Here is a 16769-nt window from a genome sequence, read left to right as displayed (position 1 = left end):
AACTCCATACCACCTCTGGCATGCGAATATGCCAAATGTAAGAATCGCCTTGCGGGATTTCGTGATCGTGATGTCGTCACTGAGCCAGCACAGAGATACGGAATCCGCAGGCAGAAAGTTTTGCCATGTCTGATAAATCGCCATCGTTATCGCCGCCGGAGGCCGCGCCGCGCAAGCCGCTGACGCCGGCCGCGCAACGCGCGCTCGCCGAGGCCGCGGCGCGGCGCAAGGCTGCCGAGGAGGCGGCCGCGCAGAACGCGGCGGCGCGGCCGAAGGAGTTCCAGGGTCCGAAGGGGCCGGAACCGACGCGTTATGGCGATTGGGAGACCAAGGGCATCGCCTCGGACTTCTGAGAGTCTTGTCTGACGGCTCGACTCAGGCCAGTCTGGGAAAATGTCCCCATACGAAAGAATAAATGCTTATCGTGGGACGGGACGTCCGCCCTTCCGAAGATCACCCTGGGGCCGCCGCGTCTCGGCGGCGCTGCCATGGGTGTTCGTGCTCGGCATTGCCGTCGGCAGCACATTGCCGATCCGCCAATGGGTGCACTTGCCGCCGACCTGGTCGCTCGGCAGGTCTCGCGACACCGATATCATCTGGCAGCGGGCCGGCGCGCCCGACGTCAGGCACAACGTTGATGTGATCAGGACGATCGACGGCGATACATTCGAGGCGCGGGTGCATTTCTCGCCGGGCCCGGATCTGTACACGCGAGTCCGGCTGCGCGGCATCGACGCGCCGGAGCTGAAGGCGTCCTGTGCGCGCGAACTGCAAATGGCGCAAGCGGCGACGGTGGCGCTGCGCGACCTGCTCGGCCAGGGCGACGTCGCGATCTACAATGTCGGTCCCGACAAATATCAGGGACGTGTCGTCGCCGACGTCGCGACCAGGAAGACCGATAATGTCTCGGCCGCGCTGCTCGCCGCCGGCCATGCCCGCGCCTACAACGGCGGCCACCGGTTCGGCTGGTGCGGATATTTTACGCGCTAGGCGACAACGTCAAACCAGGCGGGGCAAACAAAAAGCCGCGCAGTTGCGCGGCTTTTCTATCGGCGAAGCGTTCTGCCTGATCAGCGGGTGACGACGACCGTCGTGCCGATCTCGACGCGCGAATAGAGGTCGGTGATGTCGGTGTTGAGCATGCGGATGCAGCCGTAGGAGACGAAGCCGCCGACCGAGCCCGGCACGTTGGTGCCGTGGATCGCATATTCACCGCCGGCCAGCGTCATCGCAGCGACGCCCATCGGGTTATGCGGCGAGCCGCCGGCGATTACGTTCGGGATGCTGGGCTTGTCGCGCTTGACCTCGGCGGGCGGCGACCAGGCCGGGTTGCGATATTTGCCGTCGATCTTCGTGGTGCCGGCCCACTGCTTGCCGGACTTGCCGACACCGACCGGGTAACGCATCGCGTGGCCGGAATCGAGAATGAGGTAGAGCCGCCGTTCGTTGGTCTTCACGACGATGGTGCCTGGCTCATAGTTGTCGGCGTGTATTCCCACCATTTCCGGCCGGGCTTCGGCCGCCTGCGACATCAAAGCAACCGCACCAAGGGTGGCAGCCAGCGCCACCGCAAACTTCCTCGACATCAACCTCTCCACTTCCCAACAGCTCCCGCAAGGAAGCCAAAAACGAAGATGCAGAGCCCTTGAAAAACCGGGCCTGCCGGTCTCACGCACGCAACATTAACTGCGTGTGTTAACCGGGTGGTTTCACACCGGCCGCAAGACACGTCCTGATGGCGGGAGAGAATGAAAAGTTCGGATTAAAGTAAATGACCTGGAAACAACACTTGGCCACAAACGCGCCTCAATCATGCCTTGCCTATGACAATCCCGTGAAGCGCCCGTTGCAGCAAACGGGGAAGGGCCGCGGCGGTGATCGCGCGCGGCCCTTCTTTGGTCTTCTGATCCTTGCTGCTGCTGGCCTTACGCTGGCGCGCCCTTCTTGTTCTGACGGTTCTGCACGAGGTCGTCGACCACCGCCGGATCGGCCAAGGTCGAGGTGTCGCCGAGGCTCGACGACTCGTCCTCGGCGATCTTGCGCAGGATGCGGCGCATGATCTTGCCGGAGCGGGTCTTGGGCAGGCCGGGCGCGAACTGGATCAGGTCCGGCGAGGCGATCGGGCCGATGTCCTTGCGGACCCAGGCAACCAGCTCCTTGCGCAGCGCCTCGGTCGGCTCGGTGCCCTTCATCAGCGTGACATAGGCGTAGATGCCCTGGCCCTTGATGTCGTGCGGGTAGCCGACGACAGCGGCTTCCGACACCGCCTCATGCGCGACCAGCGAGCTCTCGACCTCGGCGGTGCCCATGCGGTGGCCGGAGACGTTGATGACGTCGTCGACGCGGCCGGTGATCCAGTAATAGCCGTCGGCATCGCGCCGGCAGCCGTCGCCGGTGAAATACTTGTTCTTGTAGGTCGAGAAATAGGTCTGCTCGAACCGCGCATGGTCGCCATAGACCGTGCGCATCTGGCCCGGCCATGACCTGGTCAGGCAGAGATTGCCCGAGGTCTCGCCGTCCAGCGTCTTGCCGTCGGCATCGACGATCTCCGGCACCACGCCGAAGAACGGCCGTGTCGCCGAACCGGGTTTCAGCTTCGTCGCGCCGGGCAGCGGCGTGATCAGGATGCCGCCGGTCTCGGTCTGCCACCAGGTGTCGACGATCGGGCAGCGGTCGTCGCCGACCACGCGGTAATACCACTCCCAGGCTTCCGGATTGATCGGCTCGCCGACCGAGCCGAGCAGGCGCAGCGATTTGCGCGAGGTCTTCTTCACCGGCTCGTCGCCGCCCTGCATCAGCGCGCGGATCGCGGTCGGTGCGGTGTAGAAGATGTTGACCTTGTGCTTGTCGACCACGTTCCAGAAGCGCGAATTGTCCGGATAGTTCGGCACGCCCTCGAACATCAGCGTGGTCGCGCCGTTGGCGAGCGGCCCGTAGAGAATGTAGCTGTGGCCGGTGACCCAGCCGACGTCGGCGGTGCACCAATAGATGTCGCCGTCGTGATAATCGAACACATATTGATGCGTCATCGACGCAAATACGAGGTAGCCGGCCGAGGTGTGCAGCACGCCCTTCGGCGTTCCGGTCGAGCCCGAGGTGTAGAGGATGAACAGCGGGTCCTCAGCGTGCATATGCTCGGCCGGGCATTCCGTCGTCACCATGGCAGCGGCCTCGTGATACCAGAGGTCGCGCGTCGGGTTCATGTCGATCTTGCCGCCGGTGCGCTTCACCACCACGACCCAATCGACGCCGCCGGTCTTGGCGATGGCGGCATCGACATTGGCCTTCAGCGGCACTTTCCTGCCGCCGCGCAGGCCCTCGTCGGCGGTGATCACCACCTTCGAGTCGCAGTCCTTGATGCGCTGCGCGAGGCTGTCCGGCGAGAAACCGCCGAACACCACCGAATGGATGGCGCCGATCCGCGCGCAGGCCAGCATGGCGTAGGCCGCTTCCGGAATCATCGGCAGATAGATCGTGACGCGATCGCCCTTCTTGACGTTCCGCGTGCGCAGGATGTTGGCCATCTTGCAGACTTCGTCGTGCAGCTGGCGGTAGGTGATGTGCTTGGATTCGGAGGGATCGTCGCCCTCCCAGATGATCGCGGTCTGGTCGCCGCGCTTGTCGAGATGGCGGTCGATGCAGTTCCAGGCGACGTTCAGCACGCCATCCTCGAACCATTTGATCGAGATGTTGCCCGGTGCGAAGGAGACGTTCTCGACCTTGGTGAAGGGCTTGATCCAGTCGATCCGCTTGCCGTGCTCGGCCCAGAAGCCGTTCGGGTCCTTGACCGAGTGCGCATACATCTCGCGATATTTGGCGTCATCGATATAGGCGCGCTTGGCCCAGTCGGCCGACACGTCATAGATCTTCTCGGACATCATTTTCCTCCACTCATTGCCGATCGCGCACGACGCGACGGCAAGCCGTCTTGATCATTGCCGCGATTATGCGTTGCCGCATTCCGGCCCGGCAAGGAAAAAGGACTGTCACTTTCGTCGCGTTAAAGCCGCCGGATAGTCCGCCGGCTTCCGCTTGTGATAGGACGGCTTACCGCAACGCATCGACGAGAGAAACCTATGCGCCATCGCTTGCTCGGGGTCACTGGTCTCTTGGTCGTAGTGGTGTGGTCCTCTGCGCCGTTCGCCACCACCGCAGCAGTGCCGCGTGCGATGACGATGCGCTGACGCTGAATTTGATGGACGGCTTCAGGCACAATTGAACGAATTGTCGGACGCCGCCGCGATGAGCTGCGTCAACACGTTCGTGACCGCATAATCCTTGATTGCGGCCAGCGGTTGGACCGTCCCGTGGCTGCCGAGCTCGAGCCGCGCCCCGGCGAGAGCGGCGCGCGAAAGGGCAAGGTCGCTGACCTGATCTGGGGGACCGCGGTGGACCTCCGGGCGTTCAAACGCCGGTTTCCGGCACCGCGCTCGCGTCATTTTGTCCGATCCCGGGCAGCCCAAAATCAACGTTAGCGGGCGAATGGCACCCATGAAGGGTAATTTAATACAGTCAATAACTGATTCGAGACTCGCAATGTCGGCCCCGACGCCCTAAATCGCGTTTCCGAGGCCAGGCGGCCCACCGGAACGAAGCCCGAAGCAACGGCATTACCGGGAGAACAGCGGAACAAGGCGTCTTGCGAGAGTAATGATGGATCAGCAGAATATCGCGGCTGTGCGGCCCGTTTCCGCCGATCCCGCTGTCGCCTTGGCAAAGGCACTGGGCCAGTGGCCGTCCAAGCCGCCGCGGGCCAGGCTGCAGCCGCCGGCAAAACTCAAGCTCGACGCGCCCGCTGCCATTAGAACGACGGTTGAAGAACTGGCGCGCGATCTGGGCCTGCGGCTCGGCGACCAGAACGAATTGACCATCCGCCGCATCAAGCGCGGCAAGACCTATTCATTCGTCCGTGCCAATGGCTCGCGGGTCCGCGATGCGCGCACCATCCGCCGGCTGCACGCGATGGCGGTCCCGCCGGCCTATCGCCAGGTGCGCTATTCCAGCGATCCGAGCTCGCATCTGCAGGCGGTCGGCCGCGATGCCGCGGGCCGGCTGCAATATCGCTATCACGCCGACTGGGAGAAGGTTCGCGAGCAGCGCAAGGCGCATCGCCTCGCCAAGCTGGTGGCCGCGCTGCCGAAGATCCGGCGCAAGGTCTCGGCGTTCCTGTCCGGCGACGAGCCGACGCGCGAGTTCGCGCTGTCGGCGGTGATCGAGCTGATCGCGCGCACCGCGATCCGGCCTGGCAACGAATCCTATGCGCGCCTCAACGGCACCCGTGGCGCCACCACGCTCTTGAAGTCCAACGTCACGCTTGAGGACGATTCCCTGGTGCTGACCTTCAAGGCCAAGGGCGGCAAGGCCGTGCGCAAGGAATGCGATGCGGCCAAGCTGGTGCGTGCGATCGGCATCCTGCGCGGCGTCCCGGGCAAGCGCATGTTTCAGTATCACGACCGCTCCGGCGTGGTACGGGCCGCCTCGACCACGGCGGTGAACGCGTTCTTGCGCGAGATCGCCGGCATCAAGATCTCGCTGAAGGATTTCCGCACCCTGATGGCGTCGGCCGTCGTCGTGGAATCGCTGTCCCGGATCACGCCGGCCACCAGCCAGCGCGGCCGTAAGCGCCAGGTGCTGGATGCGATCCGTGCCGCCGCCGACCAGCTGTCCAACACGCCGGCGATCTGCCGCAAGAGCTATGTCCACGACACCATCGTCACCGCGTTCGAGGACGGCATCCTCGAGCGCTTCGCCGCGACGATGGGAGGCTACCGCACCCAGTCCAAGCGCGAGCAATTGCTGGCGCAGGTGGTGATGGCGGCCGGGGCGTAGGTCCGCATCCCCTATCGTCGTCCCGGCGAAAGCCGGGACCCATAACCACAGCCGCCTGTGATTAGAATTCGCTGTGGCCCCAGCTCGTTTCAGCAATCGACATTTGGGGTAATGGGTCCCGGCCTTCGCCGGGACGACAGTAGAGTTGGACGAGACATCACAGCCCGCCCATCTTGCAGACGTATTTCCACTCCTCCGCGGTGACCGGCTGCACCGAAAGCCGCGAATATTTGACCAGCGCCATGTCGGCGAGCTTCTTGTCCGCCTTGATCGCGGCCATCGTCACCGGCGTCTTCAGCGGCTTGTCGGCCTTGATGTCGACGCAGACGAACTTGCCGGTCTTGTCGGTCGGGTCGGGATAGGCTTCCTTGATGATCTCGGCGATGCCGACGATCTCCTTGCCCTCATTGGAATGATAGAAGAACGCCTTGTCGCCCTTCTTCATGTTGACGAGATTCTGCCGTGCCGTGAAGTTGCGCACGCCGGTCCAGGCTTCGCCCTTCGCGCCCTTGGCGACCTGATGGTCCCACGACCAGACCGACGGTTCGGATTTCACCAGCCAGTAATTCATCGCAACTCACCCCGTTCGATTGCGCTGCAATCTACAGCGACGTCGATGCCCGCGACAAGCACGGCCATCTGATCCCGGCGCGGCACCTACTGCTTCAAATATCGATCGAAGAACTTGGCGATGTCGGTGAACGCCTCCTTCGTCTCGGGCGCGTCGACGTTGAACTGGTACTGGGCGTGCGACTGTCCCTCATAGACATTGAGATCGGCGATCACGCCGGCGCGGCGCAATTTGCGATGCGTGCGAACCGTGTTGCTGAGGAACAGATCGCGCGTGCCCGATGTCAGGATGGTCGGCGGGAAACCCTTGAAGTCACCATAGATCGGCGAAATGTAGGGATTCTTCAGGCTGGTGCCGTTTGCATAAAGCCTGGCGGCGCGGCCGAGCCAGCCGTCCCAGGTCACCAGCACATTGTCGACCCACTCATTGCTCGCGTAGCTGTCGCCGATCTTGTCGATATCGGACCATGGCGTGCCCGGCGCGATGGCGGCGGGCAGCGGCAGCTTCTCATCCTTCGCCCGCAACACCATCGCAAGCGTCATCGCCCCGCCGGTCGAGGTGCCGAAGATGGCCAGCCGGCGGTGTTCGTGCGATTTCAGAATTTCCTTCCAGACCGCCATCGCGTCGTCCATCGCGGCTGGATAGGGGAAGTCCGGCGGCATCCGGTAGTCGACCGAGAGGACCTTGAAGCCGCCAAAGCCAGCCATCATGATGGCTTCCGGCAACGCCGCTTCGCCGGGGCCGAACACGTAACCCCCGCCATGGACGTGGATCAGCAGGCGTCGCCTGTTCTCGAGTGCGATCTTGTTCGGGGTCACGATGTAGCAGTGCACGCCGGCAAGCTTGGTTTCCTCGACCTTGACGCCGAGCTTCGCCTTCAGCGCCGGAACACCCGCGATCAGAAGCTTGGCGCGGCGATCGATCAACTCCTTCCATTCCGCCGGGGTTTTGGGATCGGCATTGAAGTGCGGCGGATAGGGCGCGCCGATCATTGCCTGCATCTCGGCAGACACGTCGGCGGTTGGATTGCCGATCGATTTGAGCGGCACGACCCGCTTGCCGTTGTCGGCATTGGCGGCGGCCTCGCTCTTGGCAAGGTCGTCGTAGGTGGTGGCCGTTTGGGCGTGGGCGATAGTGGATGAGGCGGTGAGGGCGACGGCGAGGCTGATCGAAAGGATGGCGCGATGCGGTTGACGCATGGGTTTTCCCTTGGGATCCGTTTTTCGATTTGTTGGACCGGGATCCGACGGTTCGCCGCCACGCTATTACGATGCGCACGGATCGTGAAGCTCCGCCACGCGCGACCGTGACGTGCGTTACTCCGCCTTGAACGGCCGAGTCAGCAGGCCTTCGATCGCGGCGTCAATGGTCAGCCGGTCGCCCAGGATCGCGGCGACCGCGTTTGACACCGGCATGTCGACCTTCTGCGCAGCGGCGAGCTCGCACAGCACCGGCGCGGTGAACGCGCCTTCGGCGAGCTTGCCGATCGGCGCGGCTTCGCCGCGGCCGAGTGCGAGGCCGAGCGCGAAATTGCGCGATTGCGCGGTCGAGCAACTCAGCAGCAGATCGCCCAATCCCGACAGGCCGGCGAGCGTCTCGGTGCGCGCGCCGCAGGCGCGGCCCAAGCGCGCGAGTTCGCTGAAGCCGCGCGTGGTCAGCGCGGCGAGCGCGGAGGCGCCGAGATTCTTGCCGACCACGATGCCGGCGGCGATCGCCAGCACGTTCTTGGCCGCGCCGCCGATCTCGACGCCACGCACGTCGGTGGTGTGATAGGGCCGGAAGGTCGCCGAGCCGAGCGCCTGGACCAGCGCGCGTGCGAGCGGTTCGTCCCTGGTGGCCAGCGTGACGGCGGTCGGCAATCCGCGTGCCACGTCGTCGGCAAAGCTCGGCCCCGACAGGATCGCGGGTACGGCGCGCGGCGCGGCTTCCGCGATCACCTCGGTCATGAATTTATGCGTGCCGTGCTCGATGCCCTTGGCGCAGGCGATGACAGGCGTGTCGGGTTTGAGATGCGGCGCAAGGTGCCCAACCGCCGCGCGCAAATGCTGCGCCGGGGTCACGGCCAGGATGATGTCGGCGTGCGCCGCGGCAGCGATGTCCGACGTCACGGCGATGCCGGGATGAAGCTGGACACCAGCCAGCCGCGGATTGACCCGCGTCGCCTGGATCTGCGCGGCATGCTCGGCATTGCGCGCATACAGCGTCACCTTGCGCCCGGCGCGCGCCGCGACATCGGCCAATGCCGTGCCCCAGGCGCCGGCACCGATCACGCTCACGGACATATGCGCGGGCATCAGGCGGGCCTGTCTTCGCTCCCTCTCCCCGCTCTTGCGGGGAGAGGGTTGGAGTGAGGGGCTTTATCCGCGAGCGAGCCGAGTGTTGAGACCTGTACCCCCTCACCCGGATTGCTGCGCAATCCGACCTCTCCCCGCAAGCGGGGCGAGGTGCGACGGTGCCTGATGCGCGCTCCGTCGTACATTGTTCAATATCCGGCGCGGCTGTTGGCGTAGCCGGCCGGCGCCTTGGCGTTGGCGTCGAGCAGCCAGCGCGCGCGCGGCGGCGCCTCCATCGTGTCGGTGAGGCCAAGCGCCATCCGCTCGGCGCCGGCCCAGGCGATCATCGCGCCATTGTCGGTGCAGAGCGCCGGCGGCGGGATGATCAGCGTGGTCTGCGCCTTCGCCGCAACCTCCTGCAGCGCGCTGCGGATCGCGTGGTTGGCGGCGACGCCCCCGGCCGCGACCAGCGCGCGCGGCGTGCCGAACCGCTCCTGAAACAGCTTTAGGCCGACGCTCAGCCGGTCCGCGGTCGATTCCAGCACCGCGGCCTGGAAACTCGCGCAGAGATCGCTGACGTCCTGCGGCTCCAGCGGCTCCAGCCGGCTGGCCTCATTGCGCACCGCCGTCTTCAGTCCCGAGAGCGAGAAATTCGCATCGGGGCGGCCGAGCATCGGACGTGGAAAGGCAAACCGCGTCGGGTCGCCGCCGGCGGCCGCGCGCTCGACCTCCGGTCCGCCGGGATAGGGCAGCGACAGCATCTTCGCCACCTTGTCGAACGCCTCGCCCATCGCGTCGTCGACCGTGGTGCCGAGCCGCACATATTCACCGACGCCGACCACGGCGACGATCTGGGTGTGTCCGCCCGAGGCCAGGAACAGGCAATAGGGAAACGCCAGCGCGCAGGTCAGCCGCGGCGTCAGCGCGTGCGCCTCGAGATGGTTCACCGCGATCAGGGGCGTATCGTGCACCATCGCGATCGCCTTCGCGGTGGTGAGACCGACGATGACGCCGCCGATCAGGCCGGGGCCCGCGGCTGCCGCGACCGCCGACAATTGTCCGTAGCCGACGCCGGCCTCCTTCATCGCGGAGGCGACGATGCCGTCGAGCAGGTCGACATGGGCGCGCGCCGCGATCTCCGGCACCACGCCGCCGAAGCGGGCGTGCTCGTCGGTCTGCGAGCGCACGACGTTGGAGAGGATTTTCGCCTGCCCGTCAGCCTCGCGCTCGACCACGGCGGCCGCGGTTTCATCGCAGGTGGTCTCGATTCCCAGCACCAGCATCGGTGGTTCGTGTCCCAATTTCGGTCCTTGTGCTACGAGCATGATCCGGACAGGCCGGAACCGGTGTCCGGCAAGATGATGCTCATCAAAACGTCCGCTCCGGGGTAGCATTGCGAGGTCTTAAAGTGCAATCGGTCGCCAACGTCCAATTTATACGGCTGGAGGCCTGAAACCCTGACAATCCTTGTCACACGACCGCATCCGGATAATGACGCGACGCTCGCGACCCTGCGCCAGCGCGGCTTTGACGCCCTGTCGGCGCCGGTGCTGCGCTTCGAGCCGGTGCCGTTCCGCGGCGACGACGATGCGGATTATGATGCTGTCATCCTGACCAGCGCCAATGCGCTGCGCGCGGTCGATCTCGCGACCAGCCCGCTGTTGCGGCTGCCGCTGTTTGCGGTCGGGGCACACATCGCCGATGCGGCGCGCGCCGCCGGCTTCGACAACGTGATCGTGGCGAAGGGCGATGCGGTCTCGCTGCGCAATCTCGTGCTCGCACGGGTCGAGGCCGGCGAGCTGCCGGCGTCTGCGACGCTGCTCTATCTCGCCGGCGCCGACCTGTCGCGCGATCTCGCCGGCGAGCTCGGCGAGCGCGGGCTCAGCGTCGTCACCCACACCACCTACCGGATGGCGCCGGTGGCCGGCTTCCCGAGGGAAGTCAGCGACGCCTTCATGGCGAACCGGATCACCGCGGTGCTGCATTATTCCCGCCGCAGCGCGCAGGCCTTTCTGGACACGGTCCGAGCCGACGGGATCGAGATTTCGGCGCTCGCCTTGCCGCAATGCTGCATCTCGGCGGCCGTCGCCGCGGTGCTCCATGACGCTGGCGCGACCAAGGTGGTGGTGGCGGCGCGGCCCGACGAAAATGCCCTGCTGGAGGCGCTCAGCCGCACCCTGCGGCCGAGACCGGAATAATTCTTTCGTCTGACCATGATGTTAGGCAATGCTCGGTTATTCGGATCGTGCTCTAAGAACCTGGGCCGATTCTGGTACAATATGCGGCCAGTAGTTTTGAGGACCCCCCGCGATGGCTGAAGAAAGGCCCGACGACCCAGGATCTTCGCCGGATTCCCGGCCCAAGCGCGCGCCGCCGACCATCGATCTTCAGGCGACCGAAATCTCCAGCGAACCGTCGAAGGCGGAGGGGGCCGAGGAAGCCGCCAAGGAGGCTGACCAGGATGCCGGCAAGGCGTCCGCGGACGCGGCGACGCCTGAGGCCGAGCCCCAAGGCGACGCCGCACCGCAAGCGGAGCCGCAGCCAGAGACCGCCTCCGCGGCGCCGGACGCCGAACCGGCGCGGCCGGTGTCGCCTTGGGTGGTGGCGCCGGTGTCGGGTGCGGTCGCGGCGGCGCTGGTGATCGGGGTTGGCTGGCTGCTCGGCTGGCCCGTCGTGCAGCCGGTCCCGGCGCCGCTACCCAATGCCGCCATCGACCAGCTCGGCACGCGCCTGAGTGCGCTGGAATCGAAAGCCGGCAGGCCGGTCGCGGCGGCCGCCGATCCCGCGGCGACGGCGCGGCTGGAGGCGCTCGACAAATCGATCGCCGCGCTGCGCACCGAGCTCGCCGCGACGCGGGCGCAATCCGACAAGCTTGCGGCGGCGGTCAATGACGCGAAAGCCGCGCCGCGCGATGGCGCGGCTGCGGCTGATCTCTCCGGCATCACGGCGCGTATCGACAAGGTCGAGAACGCAGTGAAGGCGCAGGGCGCCGCGATCGCGAGGCAGGACGGCAAGATCGCGGACACCAAGGCCGAGGCGAAGGCCGACGATGTGCCGCTGCGCCGCGTCGTCGCGGCATCGCTGCTCGACGTCGCGGTGCGGCACGGCGATCCCTATGCCTCCGCGCTCGAGGCCGCGAAGGCGCTGTCGGATGATGCCGAGGTGCTGAAGCCGCTCGCGACGTTTGCGACGTCGGGCGTGCCGAGCCCGAACGCGCTGTGCCGCGAGCTGATCGAGATCGTGCCGAAACTTGCGCCGCCTCCGCCTGAGGCTGCGGCAGCCAGCGCCGGGCTGGTCGATCGTCTGAAGGCCGGTGCCTCCACGCTGATCCAGATCGAGCGGACCGACGGCACGGGGACCGATCGCGGCAGCATCGTCGCGCGCGTGACATCGGCCGCCTTGCATAATGACCTCGCACTGACCGAGCGTGAACTGAAGTCGCTGCCGCCGGCGGATCGCACGGCGGCGCAAGCCTGGCTCGCCAGGGTGGACGCGCGCCGCGCCGCGCTCGACGCGTCGCGTAAATTCGCCGACAACGCCATGGCGGCGCTCGCCACGGTCAACCAGTAAGTCTTTGCAATAGGTTCTCGATGATCCGGATCATTCTGTTCCTGCTGCTGATCGCGCTCGCTGCAGCAGGTGCGGCCTGGATGGCCGATCAGCCCGGCGATCTCGTGCTGAACTGGGGCGGTTTGCGCTTCACGTCCAAGCAGCCGATGTATCTGCTCGGCCTCGTCGTCGTCGTCGCGATGGTCGCCGGCGTGATCCTGCGCGGGCTCTGGAGGATCCCCTCGCACATCCGCCGTGGCCGGCGCGAGCGCCGTCACGCCCGCGGCCGCCACGCCATCACGCAAGGTCTGCTTGCGATCGGGCATGGCGATTCCTCGGCGGCGCGCGCGCATGCCGAAGTGGCGCGGCGCCACGCCGGAGGCGATCCGCTGGCACTGCTGCTGCACGCGCAATCGGCGCAGCTCGACGGTGATCGCGACGGCGCGCAGCGCGCCTTCCGCGCCATGGCCGAGCGCGAGGACACGCGGCTGCTTGGATTGCGCGGTCTGTTCATCGAGGCGCAGCGCGCCGACGATCCGGTTGCGGCCGTGATGATCGCCGAGGAAGCGCTGAAGATGTCGCCGTCGTCGTCATGGGCCTCGCATGCGGTGCTCGGCTTCTGCTGCGCCAAGGGCGATTGGGCCGGCGCGCTGTCGATCATCGACAACAACCAGAGTGCCGGATTGATCGACAAGGCGACCTATCGGCGGCAGCGCGGCGTGCTGCTGACGGCGCGTGCGCTGGAGTTCGAGACCGTCGATCGCGACCTGTCGCGCGCGAGCGCGATGGAGGCGGTCAAGCTGGCGCCGACGCTGATCCCGGCCGCCGTGCTCGCGGCGAAGTTCGAGAGCGAGGCGCATCAGGTGCGCCGCGCGATGCGCATCGTCGAGACCGCGTGGCTGGTGCAGCCGCATCCCGATCTCGCCGACGCCTATTCGCATGTGCGGCTCGGCGATTCCGCGCGCCAGCGCCTGGTGCGGGTCGAGACGCTGGCGGCGAAAACGCCTGGACATATCGAGGGCGCGCTGGCGATCGCGCGCGCCGCGATCGACGCCGCCGAGTTCGCCAAGGCGCGCGCGGCGCTGGAGCCGTTTGTCGCGGCGCCGACGCAACGCGTCGCGCTGTTGATGGCCGAGATCGAGCGCACCGAGCATGGCGACAGCGGCCGGGCGCGGGCCTGGACCCTGCGCGCCGTGCGCGCGCTGCACGATCCGGTCTGGACCGCCGACGGTTATGTGTCGGACCGCTGGCGTCCGGTCTCGCCGGTCACCGGCCGGCTCGACGCCTTCCAGTGGCAGACGCCGGTGGCGGCGCTGCCGTCCGACAAGGGCCAAGCGATCGAGCCTTCGCCCTTCGAGGAGGCGATGCTGGCGCCGCGCCGGGTCGAGCCGCCAAGGGAAGTCGCCAGCGAGCCGGCGGACGCCAAGCCGGCCGAGCCGGTCGAGGTGAAGCAGGTCGAGGCCAAGCCAGTCGAGGCCAAGCCCTTGGAGCCGGCCGCGCCGACGGTGCAGGATAACGCCCCGCTGCCGGCGGCCATCGAGGCCGGGCCCGCCCCGGCCTCGGCCGAACCCGCCGCGCCGGAACCGGCTCCCCCTCCAGCCGCCGAATCGGCGCCCCCGGCGCCGGCCCCCTTGTTCCGGTCGAGGGCCGACCTGCCCAAGGCCGCGCCGGCGCCTATTCCGGCCGTGATCCCGATCATCCGGGCCCCCGACGACCCCGGGGTCGACGAGGACGGCCCGGTCGACGAATTTGCGGAACAAATCGGCCCGCCCAAGGCCCAGGTGGGCGGTTGGCGCGGATTTCTGTCACGTTTGGGAAGCTAATTCGGGGTTAGGTAACGGCTGTATGGTTCGATAACCGCGTTGTCCTTGCCAATCGGGGTCATGCCCGATATCAGGTGGCCGCGTGATCCGGCCGTTGCCGAACGGTTCGCCGCAATAGCTCAGTTGGTAGAGCACGTCATTCGTAATGACGGGGTCGGGGGTTCGAGTCCCTCTTGCGGCACCATTGATCTTAAGCGATTTATTAGTTTCCCCTCACGCGGGAAGCTTGGCGCCTTCATCAAAAGGAACCACCGAGGGACCACCGGTCGTCCAGTGGTCTTTTTTTATTTCGGATACGCTGGCATCCGAATCCCGGTCGCTGACATTCTCTCCGAGATTTCAGCCGGTCTCGACTTGCGTACGATCACGAAGAATCCGTGCCGTTCGATGAGGGGATCTCCCCAACAAGGTTCGAGGGCCGACTTGAAAGAAACGCTGCTCATATTGAGCCGGACTTGATATTTTGCTTCCGAGACGCCTTGGTGTCTCGGTAAAGGTACCAACGCCAAAGGCGGATGTTAGCGTTCGCGGCGTCTACATCGATATGACCGAAAAGAGTCTTCTCGTCCTCTTCATTTTTCTGCATGTCGAAGCAGCACAAGGCCGCATTCACCGCGTTGAGACGGCTCTTGTAGGCAATCGCCTGATCAAGCCCGTCTGATATGGCCGTTGGAACCGTCGCCATCGGCACTTTGTTCCCCGTGCTCGTCATATCGCACAGCGCTTTCAATTCAAGCACCCAGTGCGTAACACATCGGTCAGCACTAGTTCTCAACGAACCAACGAGGACACGCTTAATGGCAAAGAATCCGTGGGAATTTCTGGACGGCTGGGCGAACGAGAACGTTCACGCAACGGTCTATGATGACAAAGGGACGGCCGAGCAGCTGGCATTTGACTGCCGCCAGGCAGCGAAAGACGCTGGAATAAACGAGGGTAGTGTGGTGAAGGCGGCTGGCGGGAGCCTAGAGTCATTCATGTTGCAACGACTGAACGATGCCGTAGCCAGAGAAGTGGATCGTCAAGTTGCGAGGGATAAGTCCTAGGACCGCTTTACGTGCTTGATGCGCTGCGGCGATTGTCAGACAATTCTGACGGCTTGCGAAAGCGAGGAGAAAGCGCGGCTTATTTGGACGAGGCAATCAGCCGCATGCGAGACGGGGCGGGTCTGATCATGGATCCAGACCTCGATCGAATGCTTCAATATTTCGAAATGCAACGCGCGCGGATGAGATGATCACTATCCGTGTGCTGCTGGCTTTGCCAAATTCGTCGGAGCGGATGACATAGTCACTCTGTGACGCACCTTGCAATCGAAGTGCGGCACAGGCGCAGGGTGAGTGAGTTGGGTCCTTCTAGATACGCACTCCACACAGTCCGCTCATGATCGCGATCGCGACCAGGGCGCCGGCTGCGAGGCCGGTCGCCCAGATCCAGTTGGCGATCGTGGTGGTCACACCGTGCGCGATCAGCACGCCGCGCAAACCCGATGCGAGATGGGCGAGGACGAAGAAGACGCCGAGCGCGTAATGCGGCACCAGGCGAATGCTCCAGGCGTCGTGGATCAGGCCGGTTGGTGCACCCGACGCCCAGGCCCAGTTGGTGTCGATGTGGTGCATGGCGCGCGCCGAGACCAATGCGGAATTCAGATGGGTGACGATGAACGCCGCGAGGTAGACGCCGGAGCCGATCTGAAACACGCGATAGGCATCCGCCGGCAGCGCGCTCCAGCGCCAAGCGAGCCGCATCCCGACGGCGACCTGGAACAGCATCAATACGACGAGGATGGGCTCCACCACGGACGACCGATAGACCGTGCGCCCCATCTTCATCACGGCGGCATGAACATCAGGTCCGAGCAGGCCCAGCAGATGATTGGTGAGATGGAATACGACGTAGAAAAGGATGATCGCTGCGGCGACGCCGTGCGTCACGCGCCATTTGGCGATGGAGGGCGCAGTCGCGGCTGATGGTGCCGCACGTTGCGCCTGCTCGCCGCCGAGCAGCACGTAGAGACACGCGGCCGACCAGCCCGCGACCCATACGAGCTCGTCGCTGACGGGGATATGCAGCAGTCCGAGACCGACGCCGGTCAGCACGAACAAGGGCGGCGCAGCGATGCTGAGATAGGCGAGCCGCCGGGCGCGCAGCTCGAACGACGAAGGCTCGGCCTTGGTCATCCAGTATGCGCAGGCAAGACCCAGCAAGGGCGCGGCGGTCGCGGCCAACAGGCAAAGCGCCGCCAGGGCCACAAACGATATCGGACCAGCAGCGGGAGAGACCGCGAGATGAAATGTATCGAGCAGGAACGGATAGGCCATCGCTCCAGCCGCCGGGATCATCGAACGGAGCTTTTCGGCGGCCGTATTCGCCAAGCCATTGTCGGCGGGCCGTACGCGACCTTGTTCAAATGCACTCACAGAGCTCTCCAGGGTTCGGGCATCGTGCAAGAGAGGGCCAGACCGACGAATCTATTCCCGGATCATCGTCGAAGGCACGGCACAAGCTTGTGCTGTAGGTGCTGGCGTGCACGGACAAACAGCGTTCCGCCGAGACCATCTCTCAAGGCGCAAAAACTACAGCGATACGGGCCTACTGACAGGACCAAGTTCCAACAATCCGACTGGACCACGCCAACCCGTTGGCAGCTGCTGTGCTGACAGCGTGAAGCATCTCACATGATCGTGGGCCGGACGTGGCTGGTCTCCCGGCACCAACGGGGCG

The 16769-nt window shown here is 65.4% G+C and carries 16 protein-coding genes and 1 tRNA gene; 8 read left to right on the top strand and 9 right to left on the bottom strand.

The annotated features are described in order from the left end of the window. Positions 1-125 precede the first annotated feature (125 nt). Together ACVIHF_RS34660 and ACVIHF_RS34655 are read left to right on the top strand one after the other, a co-directional pair. The gene (locus ACVIHF_RS34660) at positions 126-353 is read left to right on the top strand and encodes a DUF1674 domain-containing protein (protein ID WP_456793287.1); all 228 of its coding nucleotides are present in this window, start codon (positions 126-128) and stop codon (positions 351-353) included. Positions 354-393: 40 nt separating this feature from the next. After that, positions 394-990, top strand: coding sequence for a thermonuclease family protein (locus ACVIHF_RS34655; RefSeq protein ID WP_456793286.1), 597 nt, complete (start codon positions 394-396; stop codon positions 988-990). 80 nt (positions 991-1070) lie between these two features. Here ACVIHF_RS34655 and ACVIHF_RS34650 read toward each other — a convergent pair whose 3' ends face one another. From ACVIHF_RS34650 to ACVIHF_RS34640, 3 genes are all read right to left on the bottom strand, one after another. Further along, positions 1071-1586, bottom strand: coding sequence for a L,D-transpeptidase (locus ACVIHF_RS34650; RefSeq protein WP_168858081.1), 516 nt, complete (start codon positions 1584-1586; stop codon positions 1071-1073). A gap of 339 nt (positions 1587-1925) precedes the next feature. Continuing rightward, positions 1926-3878 carry an acetate--CoA ligase gene (acs, locus tag ACVIHF_RS34645; RefSeq protein ID WP_253609835.1) on the bottom strand — a complete coding sequence of 651 codons (1953 nt, stop codon included), beginning with the start codon at positions 3876-3878 and terminating at the stop codon, positions 1926-1928. Between the two features lie 327 nt (positions 3879-4205). Further along, positions 4206-4439 (bottom strand): hypothetical protein, encoded by a 234-nt coding sequence (locus ACVIHF_RS34640; protein ID WP_253641410.1) that lies wholly within the window; start codon positions 4437-4439, stop codon positions 4206-4208. 211 nt (positions 4440-4650) lie between these two features. On the opposite strand from ACVIHF_RS34640, the gene ACVIHF_RS34635 reads away from it, so the two are divergent. Next, on the top strand, positions 4651-5829 hold the full coding sequence (locus tag ACVIHF_RS34635; protein ID WP_057021329.1) for a DNA topoisomerase IB: 1179 nt from the start codon (positions 4651-4653) through the stop codon (positions 5827-5829). 157 nt (positions 5830-5986) lie between these two features. Here the strand turns inward: ACVIHF_RS34635 and ACVIHF_RS34630 are convergent, their stop codons facing one another. The 4 genes from ACVIHF_RS34630 to tsaD all read right to left on the bottom strand — a co-directional run bounded on the left by ACVIHF_RS34630 (position 5987) and on the right by tsaD (position 9956). Continuing rightward, positions 5987-6400: an EVE domain-containing protein gene (locus ACVIHF_RS34630; RefSeq protein WP_057021328.1), complete on the bottom strand. Its 414-nt coding sequence runs from the start codon at positions 6398-6400 to the stop codon at positions 5987-5989. Positions 6401-6486: 86 nt separating this feature from the next. Further along, positions 6487-7599 (bottom strand): alpha/beta hydrolase, encoded by a 1113-nt coding sequence (locus ACVIHF_RS34625; RefSeq protein ID WP_456793285.1) that lies wholly within the window; start codon positions 7597-7599, stop codon positions 6487-6489. Between the two features lie 117 nt (positions 7600-7716). Then, the gene (locus tag ACVIHF_RS34620) at positions 7717-8694 is read right to left on the bottom strand and encodes an NAD(P)H-dependent glycerol-3-phosphate dehydrogenase (protein WP_310882829.1); all 978 of its coding nucleotides are present in this window, start codon (positions 8692-8694) and stop codon (positions 7717-7719) included. A gap of 188 nt (positions 8695-8882) precedes the next feature. Next, the gene (gene tsaD, locus ACVIHF_RS34615) at positions 8883-9956 is read right to left on the bottom strand and encodes a tRNA (adenosine(37)-N6)-threonylcarbamoyltransferase complex transferase subunit TsaD (RefSeq protein ID WP_456781801.1); all 1074 of its coding nucleotides are present in this window, start codon (positions 9954-9956) and stop codon (positions 8883-8885) included. Positions 9957-10130: 174 nt separating this feature from the next. On the opposite strand from tsaD, the gene ACVIHF_RS34610 reads away from it, so the two are divergent. The 4 genes from ACVIHF_RS34610 to ACVIHF_RS34595 all read left to right on the top strand — a co-directional run bounded on the left by ACVIHF_RS34610 (position 10131) and on the right by ACVIHF_RS34595 (position 14229). Then, positions 10131-10871: a uroporphyrinogen-III synthase gene (locus ACVIHF_RS34610; RefSeq protein ID WP_456794151.1), complete on the top strand. Its 741-nt coding sequence runs from the start codon at positions 10131-10133 to the stop codon at positions 10869-10871. A 112-nt stretch (positions 10872-10983) separates the two neighbouring features. Then, a complete protein-coding gene (locus tag ACVIHF_RS34605; RefSeq protein ID WP_456793284.1) occupies positions 10984-12243 on the top strand; it encodes a hypothetical protein in 1260 nt (419 codons plus the stop codon). Between the two features lie 20 nt (positions 12244-12263). After that, positions 12264-14045 carry a heme biosynthesis HemY N-terminal domain-containing protein gene (locus ACVIHF_RS34600; protein ID WP_456793283.1) on the top strand — a complete coding sequence of 594 codons (1782 nt, stop codon included), beginning with the start codon at positions 12264-12266 and terminating at the stop codon, positions 14043-14045. Between the two features lie 108 nt (positions 14046-14153). Then, a tRNA-Thr gene (locus ACVIHF_RS34595) sits at positions 14154-14229 on the top strand. 255 nt (positions 14230-14484) lie between these two features. Here ACVIHF_RS34595 and ACVIHF_RS34590 read toward each other — a convergent pair. Then, positions 14485-14784 carry a hypothetical protein gene (locus ACVIHF_RS34590; RefSeq protein WP_456793282.1) on the bottom strand — a complete coding sequence of 100 codons (300 nt, stop codon included), beginning with the start codon at positions 14782-14784 and terminating at the stop codon, positions 14485-14487. A gap of 58 nt (positions 14785-14842) precedes the next feature. On the opposite strand from ACVIHF_RS34590, the gene ACVIHF_RS34585 reads away from it, so the two are divergent. Further along, positions 14843-15091, top strand: a complete 249-nt coding sequence (locus ACVIHF_RS34585) for a hypothetical protein (protein WP_456793281.1) — start codon at positions 14843-14845, stop codon at positions 15089-15091. Positions 15092-15400: 309 nt separating this feature from the next. Here the strand turns inward: ACVIHF_RS34585 and ACVIHF_RS34580 are convergent, their stop codons facing one another. Next, on the bottom strand, positions 15401-16465 hold the full coding sequence (locus tag ACVIHF_RS34580) for a hypothetical protein (protein WP_456793280.1): 1065 nt from the start codon (positions 16463-16465) through the stop codon (positions 15401-15403). Between the last annotated feature and the right edge of the window lie 304 nt (positions 16466-16769).

Source organism: Bradyrhizobium sp. USDA 4506 (genome assembly GCF_054058795.1).
This window is presented reverse-complemented; position numbering and strand designations above follow the sequence as displayed.